General features: G+C 46.3%; 14 protein-coding genes. 6 read left to right on the top strand and 8 right to left on the bottom strand.

Annotated elements, in window-relative coordinates; translation table 11 throughout:
• Positions 1 to 28: 28 nt before the first annotated feature.
• Together ABZR88_RS17450 and ABZR88_RS17445 are read right to left on the bottom strand one after the other, a co-directional pair.
• The gene (locus ABZR88_RS17450) at positions 29 to 1,132 is read right to left on the bottom strand and encodes a glycosyltransferase family 1 protein (RefSeq protein ID WP_107827247.1); all 1,104 of its coding nucleotides are present in this window, start codon (positions 1,130 to 1,132) and stop codon (positions 29 to 31) included.
• 124 nt (positions 1,133 to 1,256) lie between these two features.
• The gene (locus ABZR88_RS17445) at positions 1,257 to 2,075 is read right to left on the bottom strand and encodes a 2,3,4,5-tetrahydropyridine-2,6-dicarboxylate N-succinyltransferase (protein ID WP_107828014.1); all 819 of its coding nucleotides are present in this window, start codon (positions 2,073 to 2,075) and stop codon (positions 1,257 to 1,259) included.
• A 167-nt stretch (positions 2,076 to 2,242) separates the two neighbouring features.
• Here ABZR88_RS17445 and ABZR88_RS17440 point away from each other — a divergent pair, with 167 nt between their 5' ends.
• From ABZR88_RS17440 to rfbC, 5 genes are all read left to right on the top strand, one after another.
• On the top strand, positions 2,243 to 2,380 hold the full coding sequence (locus tag ABZR88_RS17440; RefSeq protein WP_170113545.1) for a hypothetical protein: 138 nt from the start codon (positions 2,243 to 2,245) through the stop codon (positions 2,378 to 2,380).
• Positions 2,381 to 2,416: 36 nt separating this feature from the next.
• Positions 2,417 to 2,818 carry an RNA-binding S4 domain-containing protein gene (locus ABZR88_RS17435; protein ID WP_107827246.1) on the top strand — a complete coding sequence of 134 codons (402 nt, stop codon included), beginning with the start codon at positions 2,417 to 2,419 and terminating at the stop codon, positions 2,816 to 2,818.
• Positions 2,819 to 2,981: 163 nt separating this feature from the next.
• Positions 2,982 to 4,292: a UDP-glucose/GDP-mannose dehydrogenase family protein gene (locus ABZR88_RS17430; RefSeq protein WP_107827245.1), complete on the top strand. Its 1,311-nt coding sequence runs from the start codon at positions 2,982 to 2,984 to the stop codon at positions 4,290 to 4,292.
• A 27-nt stretch (positions 4,293 to 4,319) separates the two neighbouring features.
• Entirely contained in the window at positions 4,320 to 5,372 is a 1,053-nt protein-coding gene (gene rfbB / locus ABZR88_RS17425; protein ID WP_107827244.1) for a dTDP-glucose 4,6-dehydratase, read from the top strand.
• A 17-nt stretch (positions 5,373 to 5,389) separates the two neighbouring features.
• Entirely contained in the window at positions 5,390 to 5,938 is a 549-nt protein-coding gene (gene rfbC / locus ABZR88_RS17420) for a dTDP-4-dehydrorhamnose 3,5-epimerase (RefSeq protein ID WP_107827243.1), read from the top strand.
• 41 nt (positions 5,939 to 5,979) lie between these two features.
• Here rfbC and ABZR88_RS17415 read toward each other — a convergent pair whose 3' ends face one another.
• Both ABZR88_RS17415 and ABZR88_RS17410 read right to left on the bottom strand, forming a co-directional pair.
• Entirely contained in the window at positions 5,980 to 6,447 is a 468-nt protein-coding gene (locus ABZR88_RS17415) for a nucleoside deaminase (protein WP_211309750.1), read from the bottom strand.
• 305 nt (positions 6,448 to 6,752) lie between these two features.
• Positions 6,753 to 7,352 (bottom strand): OmpH family outer membrane protein, encoded by a 600-nt coding sequence (locus ABZR88_RS17410; protein WP_107827242.1) that lies wholly within the window; start codon positions 7,350 to 7,352, stop codon positions 6,753 to 6,755.
• Between the two features lie 154 nt (positions 7,353 to 7,506).
• Here ABZR88_RS17410 and gyrB point away from each other — a divergent pair, with 154 nt between their 5' ends.
• Positions 7,507 to 9,465 (top strand): DNA topoisomerase (ATP-hydrolyzing) subunit B, encoded by a 1,959-nt coding sequence (gyrB, locus tag ABZR88_RS17405; protein ID WP_107827241.1) that lies wholly within the window; start codon positions 7,507 to 7,509, stop codon positions 9,463 to 9,465.
• Between the two features lie 197 nt (positions 9,466 to 9,662).
• On the opposite strand, the gene ABZR88_RS17400 is transcribed toward gyrB, so the two are convergent.
• From ABZR88_RS17400 to ABZR88_RS17385, 4 genes are all read right to left on the bottom strand, one after another.
• Entirely contained in the window at positions 9,663 to 10,256 is a 594-nt protein-coding gene (locus ABZR88_RS17400) for a YdeI family protein (protein WP_107827240.1), read from the bottom strand.
• A 6-nt stretch (positions 10,257 to 10,262) separates the two neighbouring features.
• Positions 10,263 to 10,697 carry an aspartyl protease family protein gene (locus ABZR88_RS17395; protein WP_107827239.1) on the bottom strand — a complete coding sequence of 145 codons (435 nt, stop codon included), beginning with the start codon at positions 10,695 to 10,697 and terminating at the stop codon, positions 10,263 to 10,265.
• 115 nt (positions 10,698 to 10,812) lie between these two features.
• On the bottom strand, positions 10,813 to 13,062 hold the full coding sequence (locus tag ABZR88_RS17390; protein ID WP_107827238.1) for a BamA/TamA family outer membrane protein: 2,250 nt from the start codon (positions 13,060 to 13,062) through the stop codon (positions 10,813 to 10,815).
• Positions 13,063 to 13,065: 3 nt separating this feature from the next.
• The gene (locus ABZR88_RS17385) at positions 13,066 to 18,366 is read right to left on the bottom strand and encodes a translocation/assembly module TamB domain-containing protein (RefSeq protein ID WP_107827237.1); all 5,301 of its coding nucleotides are present in this window, start codon (positions 18,364 to 18,366) and stop codon (positions 13,066 to 13,068) included.
• Positions 18,367 to 18,445: the final 79 nt, after the last annotated feature.

Here is an 18,445-nt window from a genome sequence, read left to right as displayed (position 1 = left end):
TGGTTTCAGTTCCTCCCCTTCGGGGAGGTTAGGAGGGGTACACCGCCATCATCTGTGCGGCTAATTTATCGTCATCAAAATTACGCGAATATTCTTTTCCGCGGGTAATCATTTTTTGGCGTAAGGTTTCATCGCCTAAAATTATCATCAGTTTGGCGGCAAGGCCGTTTACGTCGTCCGGAGCGACATACAGGCTGTCCGGTCCGCCTGCTTCTTCCAGGCAGGAGCCGGTAGCGGCTATGACGGGGGTGCCCGAGCATAATGCCTCCAGAATAGGAATGCCGAAACCCTCGTAGCGCGATGGATAAACAAATATCTGGGCCTGTTGGTAAATGGCAGGTAAATCGGCAAAATCCACCCGGTCTAAAAAGATGACCCGGTTAGATAAGTTATGCTGCGCGATGGCTGCTTTTACTTTATCGGCATAGTCAGTCTGTTTGCCGATGACAACCAGTGGGATGTCTTTAACCTGTGGCAGGGCATTGATGAGGAGCAGCAGGTTTTTGCGTTCCTCTATGGTTCCCACGCTCAGGATGTATTTGTCAGGTATTTGGTATTTCTCTTTTACCGATTGCTTTTGCGCGGCGGTACACTCTGTTTTAAAAGAAGCATCGCAGCTTTGATAGATGACGGCGATCTTACCAGCATCAACCTGCAGCATCTCTACCAGGTCCTGTTTAGTACGCTCACTGATAGCTACAACTTTATCTGCCACCCTGCAGGCATACTTCAGCTTACTATTATATATATAGCGATTGATGGCGCTGAAGTATTGGGGGAAGCGCAGTGCAATAACATCGTGCACGGTAACTACCGATTTAATGCCTGTTTTATGGATACCCGAAGGTAACTCATGACTGAGGCCGTGGTAGACATCGATACCATCGCGCTTTAAATCTTTAATAATGCCCCGACTACGCCAGTAAGCAGCGAACGTTTTGTTTGGAGCGATGGTGGTGTGGATGTTGGTAAAAACATTAAATATCCGAGTCCGCTCGCTACTGCGTGTGGTGTATAAATGATATGAATTATTGGGGTAGAACGATGCTAACGAAGTGATGAGCCAGCGACTGTAATTGCCAAGGCCGGTATTGTTCAGAAATGCCCGTTTTGCGTCAAAGCCTATTTTCATATCTCTTAAAAGGGTAATTACAATGAAGCCTCACCCTGGCCGTCTCCAAAGCAGAATGAACGTTGAAGTCCCCTCCTCTGGAGAGGATTTAGGTGAGGCTCCTCTCGCAATAACGAGTTAATATTTATACCGCTACGTTGTTATCACGCAGCGCATCGTTTAACGATGTCTTTTTATCGGTTGATTCTTTACGTTTGCCAATAATCAGGGCACAAGGTACCTGAAACTCGCCAGCAGGGAACTTTTTGGTGTATGAACCAGGAATTACTACCGAGCGGGCCGGTACACGACCTTTGTATTCGATAGGAGTTTCGCCGGTTACGTCAATAATTTTGGTTGATGCAGTTAATACTACGTTTGCACCTAATACCGCTTCAGACTCTACGTGCACGCCTTCAACAACAATAGCGCGTGAGCCGATGAAACAGTTATCTTCAATAATTACCGGAGCAGCTTGCACTGGTTCCAAAACACCGCCGATACCAACACCACCGCTCAGGTGAACGTGTTTGCCAATCTGCGCACATGAACCTACGGTAGCCCAGGTATCAACCATGGTACCTTCGTCAACAAACGCACCGATATTAACGTATGACGGCATCAGGATAACACCTTTTGCCAGGTGGGCGCCATAACGGGCCACAGCTTGAGGTACTACACGTACGCCGGTTTTTTTGTAATCGGTTTTAAGTTTCATTTTATCGTGAAACACAAACGGACCAACTTTTTCCTCTGCCATAGGGCGGGTTGGGAAATAAAGGATAACCGCTTTCTTTATCCAGTCATTCACATGCCAGCGATTGGCAATTACTTCGGCAACGCGCATTTCGCCTTTGTCAAGACGGTCAATTACGGTTTCAATAGCGGTAATGTATTCGTTCTGGCTAAGAAGGTTACGGTCTTCCCAAGCTTCTTCGATCAATTTTTTTAATTCGGCAGGCATCATTTAATAATTTTCGACAAATTAAGTGAATTTGAAGCAATTTGTTTGCCATAATTTAAATAAGAGAGCGGGTCAACTGTCGGTTGATTTAGTTTTACATTTGTATTTACAGTTAAAAGATAGCTGCTGATTGTACTTGATAGGTATTTATCTACCGAGAAAGTTAAATGACAACTTTAAGAAATTATTATAAAGATGTATTATTGGGTGTTGCCGTTGGCGATGCTCTTGGGGTGCTATTTAAAGGTCAAAACTTAATACGCGCTTCTGCTGGCTGGAAAAATAGAAATAGAAGAGCTTGCTGATCGTCTGAAGCAAAAATTTAAATAAAAGTAAAAACAATGCCCGAGAAAGATAAGTTGAGAATAGATAAATACCTGTGGGCTATACGTATGTTTAAAACGCGTACATTGGCGGCAGATGCTGTTAAGGCCGGCAGGGTAAAGTTGGATGGCAATAACATAAAACCATCGCATGAGGTAAAAGTTGGCGAGGTTTACCTGGTATCTAAAGGCATTGAACGTAAGATAATATTGGTAACCGGTTTGCTGGAAAATCGTGTAGATGCCAAAACGGCCGTTAACTTTTACGAAGATCAAACCCCTGTTGAGGATACCTATGGTTATAAATCGATGTTCAACGCCCCGGTGCTGAAACGTGATCGTGGCGCCGGCCGGCCCACCAAGCGCGACAGACGCGAGATTGATGAACTGCAAGGTGGCCTTTTTGAGGATAAAGAGTAGCTGAAAAACACCTCGGTCTGATAAATAATAAATCTATATAGAGTTAATATATTTGCAGTAATTAACTGCTTTGGATAAAAAAAAGTTATTAAATACTTGCTATGGCTCTAATTGTGTTAATAAAAATTTATATTCGCTAAAAAAAAACTTAAATCGTTAAGCTATGAAAATTGCTGTAGTTGGCACTGGTTATGTCGGCTTGGTAACTGGTACCTGTTTGGCAGAAACAGGTAATCATGTAACCTGCGTAGATATCAATGTGAAAAAAGTAGAAGCCATGAAACGTGGTGAACTTCCTATTTATGAGCCTGGTCTCGAATTGTTATTTCACAGAAATATTGCACAAAACAGGTTGTCTTTTACTACAGACCTGGCTGAAGCGATTGCTGATGCGCAAATTATTTTCCTGGCCTTACCAACCCCTCCGGGTGGTGATGGTGCTGCCGATTTGAGCTACGTGTTAGGCGCAGCGAAGGACATTGCCCTGTTGTTAAAAGAATACAAGATCCTGGTAACAAAATCTACTGTACCGGTAGGCACTGCTGATAAAATTACTGCTGTATTAAAAGCTAATACTAATGTAGAGTTTGCCGTGGTATCAAACCCTGAGTTTTTACGCGAAGGTGTTGCGGTTGACGATTTTATGAAACCTGATCGTGTTGTTATTGGCACTACAGATGAGCGTGCCCGCAAACTGATGGGCGAGCTTTACGGCCCATACGTGCGTCAGGGTAACCCAATCATCTTTATGGATGAGCGCTCTTCAGAGCTGACCAAATATGCAGCCAACTCTTTCCTGGCTACCAAAATATCTTTCATGAACGAGATTGCTAACCTGTGTGAGCTGGTTGGCGCTGATGTGGATATGGTACGTAAAGGTATCGGTTCTGATGATCGTATTGGCAAACGCTTCCTGTTCTCTGGTATTGGTTACGGCGGTAGCTGTTTCCCTAAAGACGTGCAGGCGCTGGCTAAATCTGCCGAAGACAACAAATACGATTTTAAGATTTTGAATGCAGTAATGGATGTTAATACCATTCAGAAAAAGTTGTTGGTTCAAAAACTGAAAGCATACTATAACGGTGACCTGAAAGGCAAACATTTTGCACTGTGGGGTTTGGCCTTTAAGCCAGAAACTGACGATATCCGTGAAGCACCGGCTTTATATATTATTGACGAATTATTAGCTGAAGGCGCCACTGTTTCTGCGTTCGACCCAGAGGGTATGAACAATGTTAAAGCCCTGTTAGGCGATAAAATAACTTATGGCACTAACCAGTACGACGTTCTGCAAGATGCGGACGCATTACTGATAGTTACTGAGTGGTCATTATTTAGAACCCCAGATTTTGATCAGATTGCTCAATTACTGAAAAGCAAGGTTATTTTTGACGGTAGAAATCTGTATGATCTGCAAAAAATGATTGATTGCGGATTCTACTACAATAGCATTGGTCGTAAAATAGTAAGCTAAAACTATCTCCAGCACTCTAACGCATATATGAAAAAGATCATTATTACCGGCGGTGCCGGTTTCATCGGCTCACACGTAGTGCGCCGTTTTGTAACTCAGCACCCCGAGTATCATATCATCAACCTTGATAAACTGACTTATGCCGGTAACCTGGCTAACCTGAAAGATATTGAGGGTGCTCCAAACTATGAGTTTGTAAAAGGCGATATTGTTGACGCTGCTTTTATTGATCAGTTGTTTGCAGACAAACAGCCAGACGCGGTAATTCACCTGGCAGCAGAATCACACGTTGACCGTTCTATCACCAACCCAACTGAGTTTGTGATGACCAACGTTATTGGTACAGTTAACCTGTTAAACGCGGCCCGCAACTTGTGGAAAGGCCGTTATGACAGCACCCGTTTTTACCATGTATCAACCGATGAGGTTTATGGTACCCTGGGTGAAGACGGTATGTTTACCGAGGAAACTGCTTACGATCCGCACTCTCCATACTCGGCCTCAAAAGCAAGCTCAGATCACTTTGTGCGTGCTTATCAGGACACTTACGGTATGGATACCGTAATTTCTAACTGTTCTAACAACTACGGCTCATACCACTTCCCGGAAAAGCTGATTCCGCTGGCTATCCATAACATTAAGCAGATGAAATCTATCCCTGTTTATGGTAAAGGCGAGAACGTGCGCGACTGGCTGTGGGTTGAAGACCATGCAAGAGCAATTGAACTGATCTTCCACAAAGCTAAATCTGGCGCAACCTATAACATCGGCGGCCATAACGAGTGGAAAAACATTGACCTGATCCAATTGCTGTGCAGCATCCTGGATAAGAAGCTGGGTAGAGCAGAAGGTACATCAGCAGGACTGATTACTTATGTGACCGACCGCGCCGGACACGACCTGCGTTACGCTATCGACGCTACCAAACTGAAAACTGAACTGGGTTGGGTGCCAAGCATCACCTTTGAAGAAGGTTTGGAGAAAACAGTTGATTGGTACCTGGCAAACCAGGAGTGGTTAGACGATGTAACATCTGGCCATTATCAGCAATATTACAGTGAGCAATACGCAGACAGATAAACTATAAAAAGAATTAAGTGAAAGTTACCACCACCAAAATTGATGGTTTGCTCATTCTTGAGCCACGCATTTTTCCTGATGATCGCGGTTATTTCTACGAAAGCTTTAACAAGCAGAAGTATGCCGACGCGGGTATTGATTATGATTTTGTTCAGGACAATCAATCGTTCTCTCAAAAAGGCACGCTGCGTGGCTTACATGGTCAGGCAGATCCGTTTGCACAGGGCAAATTGGTACGCGTATTACAGGGCCGTGTGTTAGACGTTGCGGTTGATATCCGCAAAAACTCACCAACCTACGGTGAGCACGTAAGCGTTGAGCTGAGTGGCGATAACCATGTACAATTCTGGGTTCCGCCGGGCTTTTTACATGGCTTTGTTACGCTGGAAGATAATACCATCTTCACTTACAAGGTGACCAACTATTACGATAAAGCTTCTGAAATAGGTGTAATCTGGAACGATCCAACTTTGGCTATTGGCTGGGGAGTGGATGTGAAAGATGTACTGCTATCGCCTAAAGACGAGTTACTGCCAAGTTTTAAAGACTTTGTAAGTCCGTTTTAATAAAACATAAAAGAGGCCGGTTTTAAACCGGCCTCTTTTGTTTAATAGTGGGTTTTATCTTCGTTTTCCTTCCACAAGCGGAAGGCGCCAAGGGCTTCATCACGCAGCATTTGTAGTACAGGCAGTTTACGCTGGTGCATCGGGCGGTCCAGTTCCTCATAAATAAACTGATCGTCAAACCCAATGGCGGCCGCATCAACTTTAGTGCTGGCATAATAAATATGATCTAGGCGTGCCCAGTAAATGGCGCCCAGGCACATAGGGCAAGGCTCACAGCTGGTATAAATAACGCAGCCTTCCAGGCTATGGGTGCCTAGTTTTTGACAGGCCAGCCTGATAGCCGAAACTTCTGCATGTGCGGTAGGGTCATTATTCGGTATCACCTTATTGCCGCTGGCAGCAATCACCTCACCATCTTTCACAATCACTGCGCCAAAGGGGCCGCCCTCGTTGTTCCTTACGTTATTCTCGGCCAGTTGAATGGCCATGCGCATAAATTTATCGTGCATATACTTTGTTGTCTGTTAGATGCGAGAGTGTTCGTTTGTTGTCTCTATTGTCATTGCGAGGAACTGCAGCGGTCGAGGGCAGGGGTGACGAAGCAATCTCGTCTGATGGTTGGGTAAGCGACGAGATTGCTTCGTCATCCCTGCGCTTTTGCCTCCTCCGCTATTCCTCGCAATGACAATTAGGTTAGTTAAATTGTCAACTCGGTTTAATTAATTTTATCCTGATTCCCCGTTCTATTCTTTACTCAAAAAGAAAGCCCCTTTTCTGGTTTAGAAAAGGGGCTTTCTTTTATCAAAGTTAAAAATTATTTTTTGGTGTCTTTATCGTAAGCCTCGTTAAATGCTTTTACAAAATCGGCGGTTACGTCAAGGCTTGGGTCGCCGTACAGAACGGTGGTGTTGCCGGTTTGATAGGTCAATACCAATTTGTAACCGTGATCTTTAGCGTAAGTTTTGGTAAACTCAGTTACTTTATCATACAGCTTTTTCATCTCGTCGTTCTGCAAGGTTTGCAGTTCGGCACCAGCATTTTGCTGATATTGCTGGAAAGCTTGTCCGTCGCGCTGTAAACGCTCACCGGCAGCTTTTTGCTGATCAGGGGTCATGCTTGCAGCGCTTTTCTGAGCCTCTGCATATTCACGCTGGAAAGCTTGCTGACGTGAAGCCACATCGCTTTGAGCTGATTTAGATTTATCTTCAACGCGTTTGCGCATATCAACAGCGTATTTAACTTTTGAAGAAACACTGTCTTCATTAATAAATACGATATCTGCTTTAGCAGGAGCAGCGCTAGACGCCGTAGTGGTTGCTGTTTTGGTATCGCCACCGTTTTTGCAGGCTGCCAGGCCGCCGGCAATTACTAAACCTAGAGCGATGTTAGTTACGAGTGAAACACTATTTTTCATTATCTGTCTTAAAAAAATTTTGACAAAGATAAACTTTCACTCCAAGTATCCTAATCTTTTAAACAACTGCTACATAACAGTGTTATAGTTATCCACATTAACACTAAATTCACCTAAAAAACGTAAGTTTGAAAGTTATACTTTTTATTTCTACATGAGCGAGGAAAACAAAGACAAATCCAATTATTCCGCAGATAATATACAGGTTTTAGAGGGTTTAGAGGCGGTGCGCAAGCGCCCTTCCATGTACATCGGCGATACCGGTGTTAAAGGTTTACACCACCTGGTTTATGAGGTGGTAGACAACTCTATCGACGAGGCGCTGGCCGGTTACTGCGATACCATATACGTTACTATCCACAAAGGCAATTCCATCACTGTTTCTGATAACGGGCGCGGTATCCCAACGGGTATCAACACCAAAGAGGGACGCTCTGCGCTGGAGATTGTAATGACCGTGCTGCACGCCGGTGGTAAGTTTGATAAAGATACCTATAAAGTATCGGGCGGTTTGCACGGTGTAGGTATCAGTTGTGTTAACGCGTTGTCAACCCACGTAAAAACCGTGGTGCACCGTGAGGGCAAGATATTTACCCAGGAGTATGAGCGCGGCAAGCCGATGTTTGATGTAAAGGTGATTGGCGAAAGCGATAAAACCGGAACCATCCAAACCTTCCAGCCCGATCCGGAGATCTTTACAACTACCACCGAGTATCGTTTTGAAACACTGGCTACTCGTTTACGCGAGCTGGCTTTCTTAAATAAAGGCATTAAATTAACCCTGACCGACGAACGCGAAACTAATGCCGATGGCAGTTTCGTAACAGAAGAATACCTTTCTGAAGGCGGCCTGAAAGAGTTTGTGAAATACCTGGACGGCACACGTGTGGCTATTATTCCTGAGCCTATTTATGTTGAAGGGGTAAAGCAGGGCGTGCCTGTAGAGCTTGCATTGCAGTATAATGATACTTATACGGAGAATGTACACTCGTATGTAAACAACATTAACACTATTGAAGGCGGTACCCACGTGGCGGGTTTTCGTATGGGCCTTACCCGTACACTGAAAGCTTATGCCGAAAAAGAGGGCCTGCTGAAAAATGTGAAAATTGATATTACCGGTGACGATTTCCGCGAGGGCTTAACTGCTGTAATTTCTGTTAAGGTTGCCGAGCCGCAGTTTGAAGGCCAGACCAAAACCAAACTGGGTAACAGTGAGGTGAGTGGTGCCGTTAACGTGGCGGTGGGTGAGATTTTAGGTAATTACCTGGAAGAAAATCCACGCGAGGCTAAGATGATTGTTCAGAAGGTGATTCTGGCAGCTACCGCCCGTGCCGCGGCCCGCAAAGCCCGCGATATGGTGCAACGCAAAAGCGTTATGGGTGGCTCCGGTTTACCTGGTAAATTGGCCGACTGTGCCAACAATGATCCGGCGGTTTGTGAACTCTTCCTGGTCGAAGGTGACTCGGCGGGTGGTACAGCCAAGCAGGGCCGTAACCGCGATTATCAGGCTATCCTGCCGTTGCGCGGTAAAATCCTGAACGTGGAGAAAGCCATGGAGCACAAGATCTACGAGAACGAGGAGATCAAGAACATGTTTACTGCACTTGGTGTGAGCATTGGTACTCCAGAGGATGCCAAAGCGCTGAACATTACCAAGCTGCGTTACCACAAAATAGTAATCATGACGGATGCCGACGTGGATGGCTCGCACATTACCACGCTCATCCTCACGTTCTTCTTCCGTTACATGAAGGAACTGGTAGAATATGGTTATGTATACATTGCTGCGCCGCCGCTTTACCAGGTAAAGAAAGGTAAAGAGCATGAATATTGCTGGAACGATGAACAACGCGATCTGGCCATTCAGCGCCTGAAAGGTGCCGGTAAGGAAGATAGTGTGCATGTACAACGCTACAAAGGTTTGGGTGAGATGAACGCCGAGCAGTTATGGGAAACCACCATGAACCCGGATACACGTACCCTGCGCCGTGCAACTATTGAGAACGCTGCCGAGTGCGATCATACCTTCTCGATGCTAATGGGTGATGAAGTTGCTCCGCGTCGTGCATTTATTGAAAAGAATGCCAAATACGCTAAGATTGATACTTAAGAGCTGAAAGCATAAAGCTTTTATCTTAATAATATTGAGCCCTGCCGGATTACCGGCAGGGCTTTTTTGTTGATCCCACTACGTCATTGCGAGGAACGAAGCAATCTCTGCGGAGGATGTTCGAATTTGCAAATCTGTCATTCAAGTACAGAGATTGCTTCGTTCCTCGCAATGACGTCAGAGTGTTATATAGCCCTTTAATCCGTCAACCCCTTACCGCTCAAAATCATCGGGATACATTTTTCTACCCGTGCCTCACGGGTTTTAGATTGTTTGGGTTGAGCGAAATGCATCAGGTAAGCCCGCTGCCGGCCGGGTGTTAATGCCTCGAAAGCTTTTCTCAGATCGGGCAGGGCATCCAGCTTGATCTGGAACTCCTCGGCTACGGCAAACTCGGTTGTTTTCTTCAGTTCCACTTTAAGGCCGGCCTTTTCTACCTCAATGGCTTCGTAGATATGGGCTTTAATGGCTGCCTCTTGTTCAATGATCTGTTGCAGGCTGGTAAATCTGATCTGGCGGGCCGATTGTACATTTTCCGTTTGTTGAATCAGCAAGCCGTCAGCATTGGCTAGCAAAGCACCTTTCATAAATAAGATGGCACAGTATTCTTTAAACCCGTGGATGAGCACCACGTTAGCATCCTGATAAGTGTAGCAGGGGCATCCCCATTTTAGTTCTTCGGTTAGCTGGCAATCCAGCACAATATGGCGCAGCTTTTTGTATTCATCCTGCCACTGGCCTTCTTTATTGAAGAAAAAATCAACTTTGGGGTTAGTCCTGTCGTTGCTCATAACGGATTATTTGGTTTGCCTTACTTTAAATTTAAGCTCTTTTTTGCCATAATCAATCACGGCTTTGTATCTGGTCAAAATATCGCCGCCTATTACACCCAGTACCTGTGGGTGGTTCATCTGTGCGTAGGCCAGGTTAATGGCCGATAGATCCAGCACAGCCACTTCAATGTTTTTCACCGTCAGCTCGCCAATACAAAGTTCAGGGATGGTGGCGGTGAATGATTGCATGTCGTTTGTGCCGAGACCGGTAGAAAGCTTGTCGCTCGATTGGATCAGCGCTTGCTCATGCACCTGCAGCAGGTCTTTATCAAAAGCTGTTTTTGAGGCGCCGGTATCCAGCACAACGGTAAAAGGGGCATCATACACACGGATCTCCAGTAGCAGGTGATAGCCGTCTTCATGCAAATCAATAATGCGCAGCGGCACGGTAATGGTCATGCGGATAAAGATAGGACAGGTTCATGGTTGATTGATCATTGTTCATGGTGTTTTGTAGAATTTAGTTTGACAATCTCAAAGTCTATGAACTGTGATCCATCAACCATGAGCCCAATCAGAACGGATAACCAATAGCCAGGTTAAACACACCATCGCGAGTATCCAGCTTGAGGCGTTGACCGGCAGGTAACCATGGCTTGCGCAGCGGATACCCCATATCTGTACGCAACACCAGTACGGTAAGGTCAAACCGCAGACCGAAACCGGCATCAATAGCCAGCTGGTTAATAAAATTTTTGCTGAAGGCGCCACCCGGTACACCGGCTTGCGAGCGCATGTTCCAGATGTTACCGGCATCCATAAACAAAGCACCCCGCACAATGCTGAACAGTTTAGGACGATACTCTATGTTGGCCTCCAACTTTATATCGCCTGATTCATCTGCCAAAAATCCGCCATTATCTGCATTGTAATAAGTGCCCGGACCTACCGATCGTGCCTGGAAGCCCCTTAAACTGTTGGTGCCGCCAATAAAGAACTGCTGGCTATAAGGCATAATGGTTGAGTTGCCAAACGGTACGCCCACGCCGGCTATAAAGCGTGCGGCAATTTGGCTGTACAGGCCGGTTTTATGGTAGAAACGGATCTCATTTTCCAGTTTAACGTATTGATTGAATGGTGCCCCGAATATTTTGCGCACTTTGCCAGCCGTAGTATCGGCCCCACTTATCAGGCCTAAAGCCAAAGCAGAGGTGCTGATTTTACCGTTATAGTAAAAAGTATTGATGCGATAATCTTCGGTGGTGTTGGTATACGTATAACTGTATGACGGACCGAATGTTAACTGATTATCAATAACGTGTTTCAGTGCCGGGTTGCGGGTATGGATGATGGAGTCTTTATATTGTTGCGTTACGTTGGCGGCACTCACGTAATTTACATCGGCCAGGTGAAACTCGTGTGTTTTATGCGCATTCTGTTTCCACTGGTAGCCCCATGAGCCGCTGAACGAGTTGAGAGCGTAAAGTTTCTGCCTGTTGGTAATGGCATATTGCAAGGTGAAGTTGGTATGCGGTACAAAAGCACTGCTGGAGGTAAAATTAAACGGCGCAATAAACCGCGGCCATGAAAGGCCGGTTTGAATGCCTGCCTGGTAAACGTTGTAACCACTGTTCTGGCCCGATACCTGCACGTCTGTACTACCAAATAACGATACGGTTAGTAACTCGGCCCCTTTAAAGGCGTTGCGGTTGCGCCAGTTAATATTTAACTGGGTACCGGTAAAGTTGGCCGAGGTGGTTCTGCCCAAAACTTCAAACCGGAATGATTTGCGCGGATACTGGGTAAGGAAGTAGTAAACGTTCAGCTTGTTGGAATCTGTATTGGGTACATCTTCAAAACGGTTCTTTACAAACTTAAACGGGCCTAGCTCCACAAAGCGGTTCAACGCCTTGTTGTGCTCGGTGCGGCTGTAAATGCTGCCGTTATGAAACTGTACTACGTTCTTAAAAACATAGTCGTGCACGTACTCGCGTTTTTGCACCACAAAGTAGTTGTTGTAAGGCCTGGCCTTGTCCAGCATCAGCGAGGTGTCTCTCAATGTATAGTTGGGATAGATATAGATATTATTGATAGCATAAATATCGCGGGCGCGGGCAGGGGTTTCGCCTTTTACCTGTACCTGTATATCTACCTGGTGTTTACCCACGGTACTATCAATTTTCATGATCAGGTTTTCTGGCGCGAAGTAGTAGAAACCTTCTTCCTTCAACTGGGCATCAATGCGGATGCGTTCGCCTTTAATAATATCAAGGTTGTAGTTATTGCCGGGTACGAATAATGTTTTACTGCGCGTTCCCGCAATGGCGGTGTCCAGATTGGTTTTGTTAACCGGCCAGATAATGTTGCGCACCGCATACGACGGACCGGCTGCCACATGAAATATTGCCTTTGCGGTTTTGCCCTTGCTGGCTGTATCGCCATTGGCTTGCGACTGGAAGAAGCCCTCGTTTTGCAAACGGTTAGCCATAATCTTGGCATTCTGATCAACATCTACATTGCTGATCAATACAGGAGGCTCGCCATATTTACTCAGGAATTTCTGGATGAAGTTTTTGCGGTTATGCGTTTTGTTGTACAGCCAAAGTTTTACCCGGAGACCGAGGATAGATGAGTTGGGCAGCGGACGGATCAGCCCTTTCATCTCGTTCTGGATAAACTTTTGGTCGCTCTTGGTAATCTCGGAGGTATCTACCTGTATATCCGGGCCGGTATATAGTTTTTGATTGCCCGTCAGGTACTTGGTGTTGCTGCAGGCGCTCAGTATCAGCGTAACAAATAATAAATATATGGCCCTTTTACTCATGGTTTAGTTTGATGTAATGATGTCCTGATCGTTATCCGGCGTATCGCTTTCTAACGGATGTTGTTCTTCCGGCTGAAAAAGCTCTTCGTTATGTAGGCGCTCTTCGTCGCTCAACTGGGTAGTTACCACGCCGGTGGCCTGCTGGTCTTTCTGACGTTGCTTTTCGTCCTGGTCTTTTTGTTGTTTCTCTTTTTCCTTGTCGGCCTTATCCTGCTCTTTGGCTTTCTGGCGCATGGCCCGTTCTTCGGCCGTACGTTTGCGGAAGATCTGGCTGAAACGGTTATAATCCAGCGTTACCGAGAAAGCTACACCCGTCTCAATCACCTGACCTTGAATAACAATGTATTCATCCTTCCTATACGCGCGCAGCATATAACGGCCATCTTTACTCAGCTTATAACCTACAGATAGGTTGCCCGCAATATTGGTAGCTTTTTGTCCCGGCTGATTTTGTCCCTCCAGGTTAAAGTTATTGCCAACGGTAACGGTCAGGCGGTCATTCAGGAAGCGTTTGGATAATCCAATATTTAAATCGGTACGATTCTGGGCCACGCCTGATGAATAGTCTTCGCCAGACTGCAGGTCGAAGCTCAGGTCTACACCCTCAATCAGGTTGCCGGCCAGTTTGTTTAATTGGTCTGACAGAAGGCCGCTTACGCTGTTGCGGATGGTGCCTTCCACACCGGCGCTTGGCCCCTGGCTTTGCAGCGGGTTGTCGCCAATAAAGTGTCCCAGTACCAGTACGCCTAACACCTGTTTGTTCATCTCGTTCGGGTCGCGGCGAATCTGGGTCAGACGGGTTTGTACGGCGTCCACCACATCGGAAGACACGGTTACAGTATTATCAGGCAGAACAATGTCAAAGCCAATATCGGGCTTCATCAACTCGTTCTTCAAATTCAGGTTCACGTTAAAAGGCAGCTTCTCTTTAAACATGGTGCGCTGCGTGTCATCGGTATAATTATCTACAAGGTCAATCGGCGGCACTTTGGCAACGTAAGTGGCTGTGAGGTTAATGTCGGCCGTGGTTGGATCGCCGGTCCAGGTAATGGTACTGCCTTGTTTAAACTCAAAGCGACGGCTCACGGTGGCATAGCTCAGGTTATATGATCCCTCGTTAACGGTGTAGGTGCCGGTCAGGTTAATTTTGCCGCTTGGGTCAATCCCGGCATTCAATTGGGCTTCGCCTTTGATGTGGACGATATCGCCATTCCGCGGATCGATAACGATGTTGAAGCTGGCATTTTTATCCACCTTAAGCGTGGCCGATACATCCATACCAGTCACCTCAGATTTCTTGAGCGAGTCGAGTTGCTTAGCCAGTAAGATGGAATCCTCCGCCCGCTGACTGATGCTGCCAAAAGTAACCACCCCTGCCCGGTCTTCAATAGCCGGGTCATCGCTTGGCAGCACAATGGTCATATCGGTTTTATCGTTCACGGTGATGTCGGCATCCACTATTGGTCGCTTGGTGTCGCCTTTAATAGTAATATGGCTGTCCAGGTAAAGCTTGCCGTAATACAGTTTGTTATCGGCAGACCCGGAGTTCATCACCTGGAAATTATTGGTGCGGATATCCAGCCCAAAGCGAAAATCGGTATAGGTTTTGGTGTAAACCGCGCCTGTTACTATGGCTTTGTTGCCTACAGAATCAACCATGGTGAAGTTGTTGAAACGGATGCCTTCGTCATTAAACGCAATGCTCTCATTAGGCATGCGGAAGTAAGAATTGAGCATAGCCACATTAAAGCCCACCTGGTTAAACTTCACATCGCCGCGCACGGCCGGCGCACTTGGTGAGCCTGTTATTTTGAGCGCCCCTGAAATGGTGCCGCTGGCCTTACGGATGTTGCCGAAGCTAAAGCCCTCAATGCTCTTCATATTCAGTGTGCCGATGTTCAGTGTCATATCCATCCGGCTTTCGGGCGTGGTGTAATACATACCATCCAGCGAAACCTGGTTGCCTTTGCCGGTAATAGCCACATTGGCCGCGTAGGCGTTGGCCGTCTGGTTATTTACTTTGAGGGCGATGTTGCCCACGGTGTCGCCTTTAAAGCTGAAGTCGCCCACATTCATATCAGCCACAAAAACCGGCGATGCCTGGAAGTTGCTGATGTTGGCCTTGCCGTTAATAACACCACCCACCTGTAATGAATCCTGCTGTGCTATTTTGGTTAATGTTTCGATATGAAAATTGGTAAAGGCAACGGTAAGTGGCGAGTTTAACTCTTGCGAGCTACTGTTAACACTCAGAATCTGGTTGTTGTTAGATATGGTAAAATCGCGCGCCAGGATGCCCTTGCCGCCAAATTGAAAGGCATTGTTAGGGTTGACGGTCCACGGGGTGTAATCCAGCATCAACCCGTTTTGCAGAAAGCTGAACTGATACTCGCTCTGCATGGCGGTAAATACACCCGCAATGCGGTAACGTTCTTTGCGTTTGGCATCGCGCACCTGCAGGCTCAGGTTTAGTTTATCGTCTTGGGCCTTGCCAGTAACGCTCGGGTAAAGAATATCAAAAGAGGTGCCCACTTTCACCTCGTCAACCGTCAGGGCGTAATTAAGCGCATTATTATTGGTGTTAACATTGAATTTAACATTATTAACGGTATTGGTAGCATAGATAATTTTTGGTGCCGAGGCGTTGACAGTCAACTCGCCGGTCTGGCTGTCAAACTTGCCGCTCAGGTTTACCGGGTCAAGCTGTTTTAGGTCTGGCACAAACTGTTCTAATAGCGGGGTTTTAATCAAGTGGGCATCAAAGGTAAACTGCTGCGGGGCGTAGGCCGGTTTGATAGGCTTACCCGCTTTTACACGCGCACGTTTGGTAGAGTCAATTTTTGCGCGGGCAGTTGCCGTGGCACCGCCGGCCATATCGGTATTGTAATATTTGTTGATGACATCCTGTAATGCCGGCCCGATCTTGGTCAGCTGATACTTGCCGCTCAACCGTGCATTCAATACCGGTGTGTGCAGGCGTAACGAACTGCTATCGGCAGTGGCCGTTGATACCAGGCTGATGGTGTCAATCTTAATGCGCTGGCCTTTATTGACAGCAACCAGATCAGTCAGTTTAATGTTGCCGTTCAGATAATCCGGATCGGCAGTCGGTACATCGGCTACCAGCTTGCCATGCAGGCGCATATCATCTTTTACCAGATTGAGTTTTTGCAGATTAATGCTGTCCAGCATCAGCGTAGCGTTTACCGATGGATACTTTTTGTTCATATTGGCCTTGGCATCCAGGCTGAAGTGGATGTTTGGGTCGGCCATGCGGGCGGTGGCTATGTAGCTGCCATCAGTGGCACTACCTTTCAGTTGCAGGTTTTTGTAGGTGTAGCCTTTTACATAAGCACTGGCTATGTTGCCATTAAATTGCAGGCTGATATGTTTCGGGTCGATGCCGGTGCCTTTTACGTTTGCTGCCAGCGTTACTTTGCCCACCATTTGCGGCTGCTTCGTTAATGCGCCTACGTTAACATCGTTCATCTTTACATCGGCCACATAGTTTTCATGCCCTTTGCGCGCACCATGGAAAACGGCGTTCAGGTCAATATTACCGTAGCTGCTGTGCAGATTCATCTTGGTGCTGAAGTCTTTCATGCCGCCTTTAAATGTTCCTTTCAGATCCATAAAGGCAGGGATGCTGACGTTGGACGGAATAGTGCCTTTTGGTACAACCATGGCAATATCATTTCTGCTGGTATTGAAATCAGCAATATTGAGATCGAAATAAGCTTTATTTACATCGGGCAAACCCCTTAGTACGCCAGAAGCTTTGATATGCGTTTCTGTCAAACCAGAGATCTCTACCCCCGAAATGCGCAAATCATTCACCTTGCCCACCACATGTCCGTTAATCTTAAAAGATGAATTTGGATGACTGTGGAACGGCTCCATTGAAGCCATGCTCGGCATCAGTAGTAATACATCTTTTAAATTGAGATGACTGCCATCCAGGTTGGCATTAACACTGAGCATGCCTATGTTTTTGGTAATAGCATCCAACGATGGGTAGCTTACCTGTACGCTTTTCTGTAAAACCGTATTAGGAGTTTCCAGGTACAGGCTGTTCAGGTAAGCGCTCTTCGGTCCGTAAAAGAAATCGGTGCGAAACTGTTTGACGCGGAAGCCGCTTTTCTCATCGAACGACAGATTATTGATCTTGCCCGAGATGGTATCCGTTTTGTATGACAGATTTTCCAGCTCGGTGTTTAGATTGCGCAGGTCCATGTGGCCAAAATCTAATCCATGGGGGAGTGGCTTTTGGGCTTCGTTGTTAAACTGGATATGGTCGTTACTTAATTTAAGCGAGGCCAGCAGTACCGCCCAGCCTTTTGAACTTCTGGGCGCAGCAACCAGCGTATCCAGTTTCTTTACCGTTTTTACTGCGGCTTTTACTACCGTTTTAGGCTTGGCTAATGAGAGGCCGGTGTAAGTATCATTTAGCTCAATGCTTTTGATACCGACCCGCTGGTTCTTCAGGTCTATCTTATCCATCTCCACCAGCAGCTTACCTAAATCCAGTTTGGTACTCATCTCCGGGCTTTGATAATCAACCTTAATTTTGGAGATATCAATGGTACCCAGATCCAGTCTCAGGTTGATGGGTTGGGTAGTGGTATCTACAACCGCCGCCTGTGCTACGGATGAGCCCACCGGTGTTTGGATGATCCGCGCGTTGAAACCCGAAAGGGTGATCTTTGGGATGGTGAATTTCATTTTATCCATATCAAAATCTTTGATACGGGTATCAAAATGCCCCAGCAAAAAGTGCACGTCATTGCCGGTAGTGACGTCCTTATAAGAGATGTTAATCCGGTCGAGATTCACCTTGCCGACCGAAAATTTCATGGTAGAAGTAGTATCTTCCGGTTTGGGTTGTTTCTTCTGCTCGCCCGCAAAAGCTTTAATGATGTAGTCGAAATTAAAAACACTGTCGGCCCCGCGATTTATCTTGGCGGTGATGCCCTCCAGGTCAATCTCATTAATCTCTACCTGGTTATGCAGTAGTTTCAGCATACTGATATCAACCTTGAGTTTGTCGCCCGCAATCAGTGTGTCTTTTTTCTGATCCTCAAAATAAACGCCTTCCAGTATCAGCATTTTGGGTATGCCCAGGCTGATGTGGGCTATTTGCACCTTGGTGTGGATTTTATTTTGCAGGAAGTTAACAGCTTTGTCTTTTACAAAATTCTGCACGCCGGGCACCTGTATAAGGCCGGCCACAAGCACCACTAAAAACAGTACGCTTGCAATTATCCAGAGGATGGTTTTTAAGGCTATTCGTCCAAATCGTCCCAAAGTAATATCAAAGGTTAAGATGTTGCTAAATTGTTGCTGGGGCGTGCAGCTTAATATAGGGGAATTTTGGCCAACACGC

The organism is Mucilaginibacter yixingensis (assembly GCF_041080815.1).
In the GTDB taxonomy this organism is placed as follows: domain Bacteria; phylum Bacteroidota; class Bacteroidia; order Sphingobacteriales; family Sphingobacteriaceae; genus Mucilaginibacter; species Mucilaginibacter yixingensis.
This window is presented reverse-complemented; position numbering and strand designations above follow the sequence as displayed.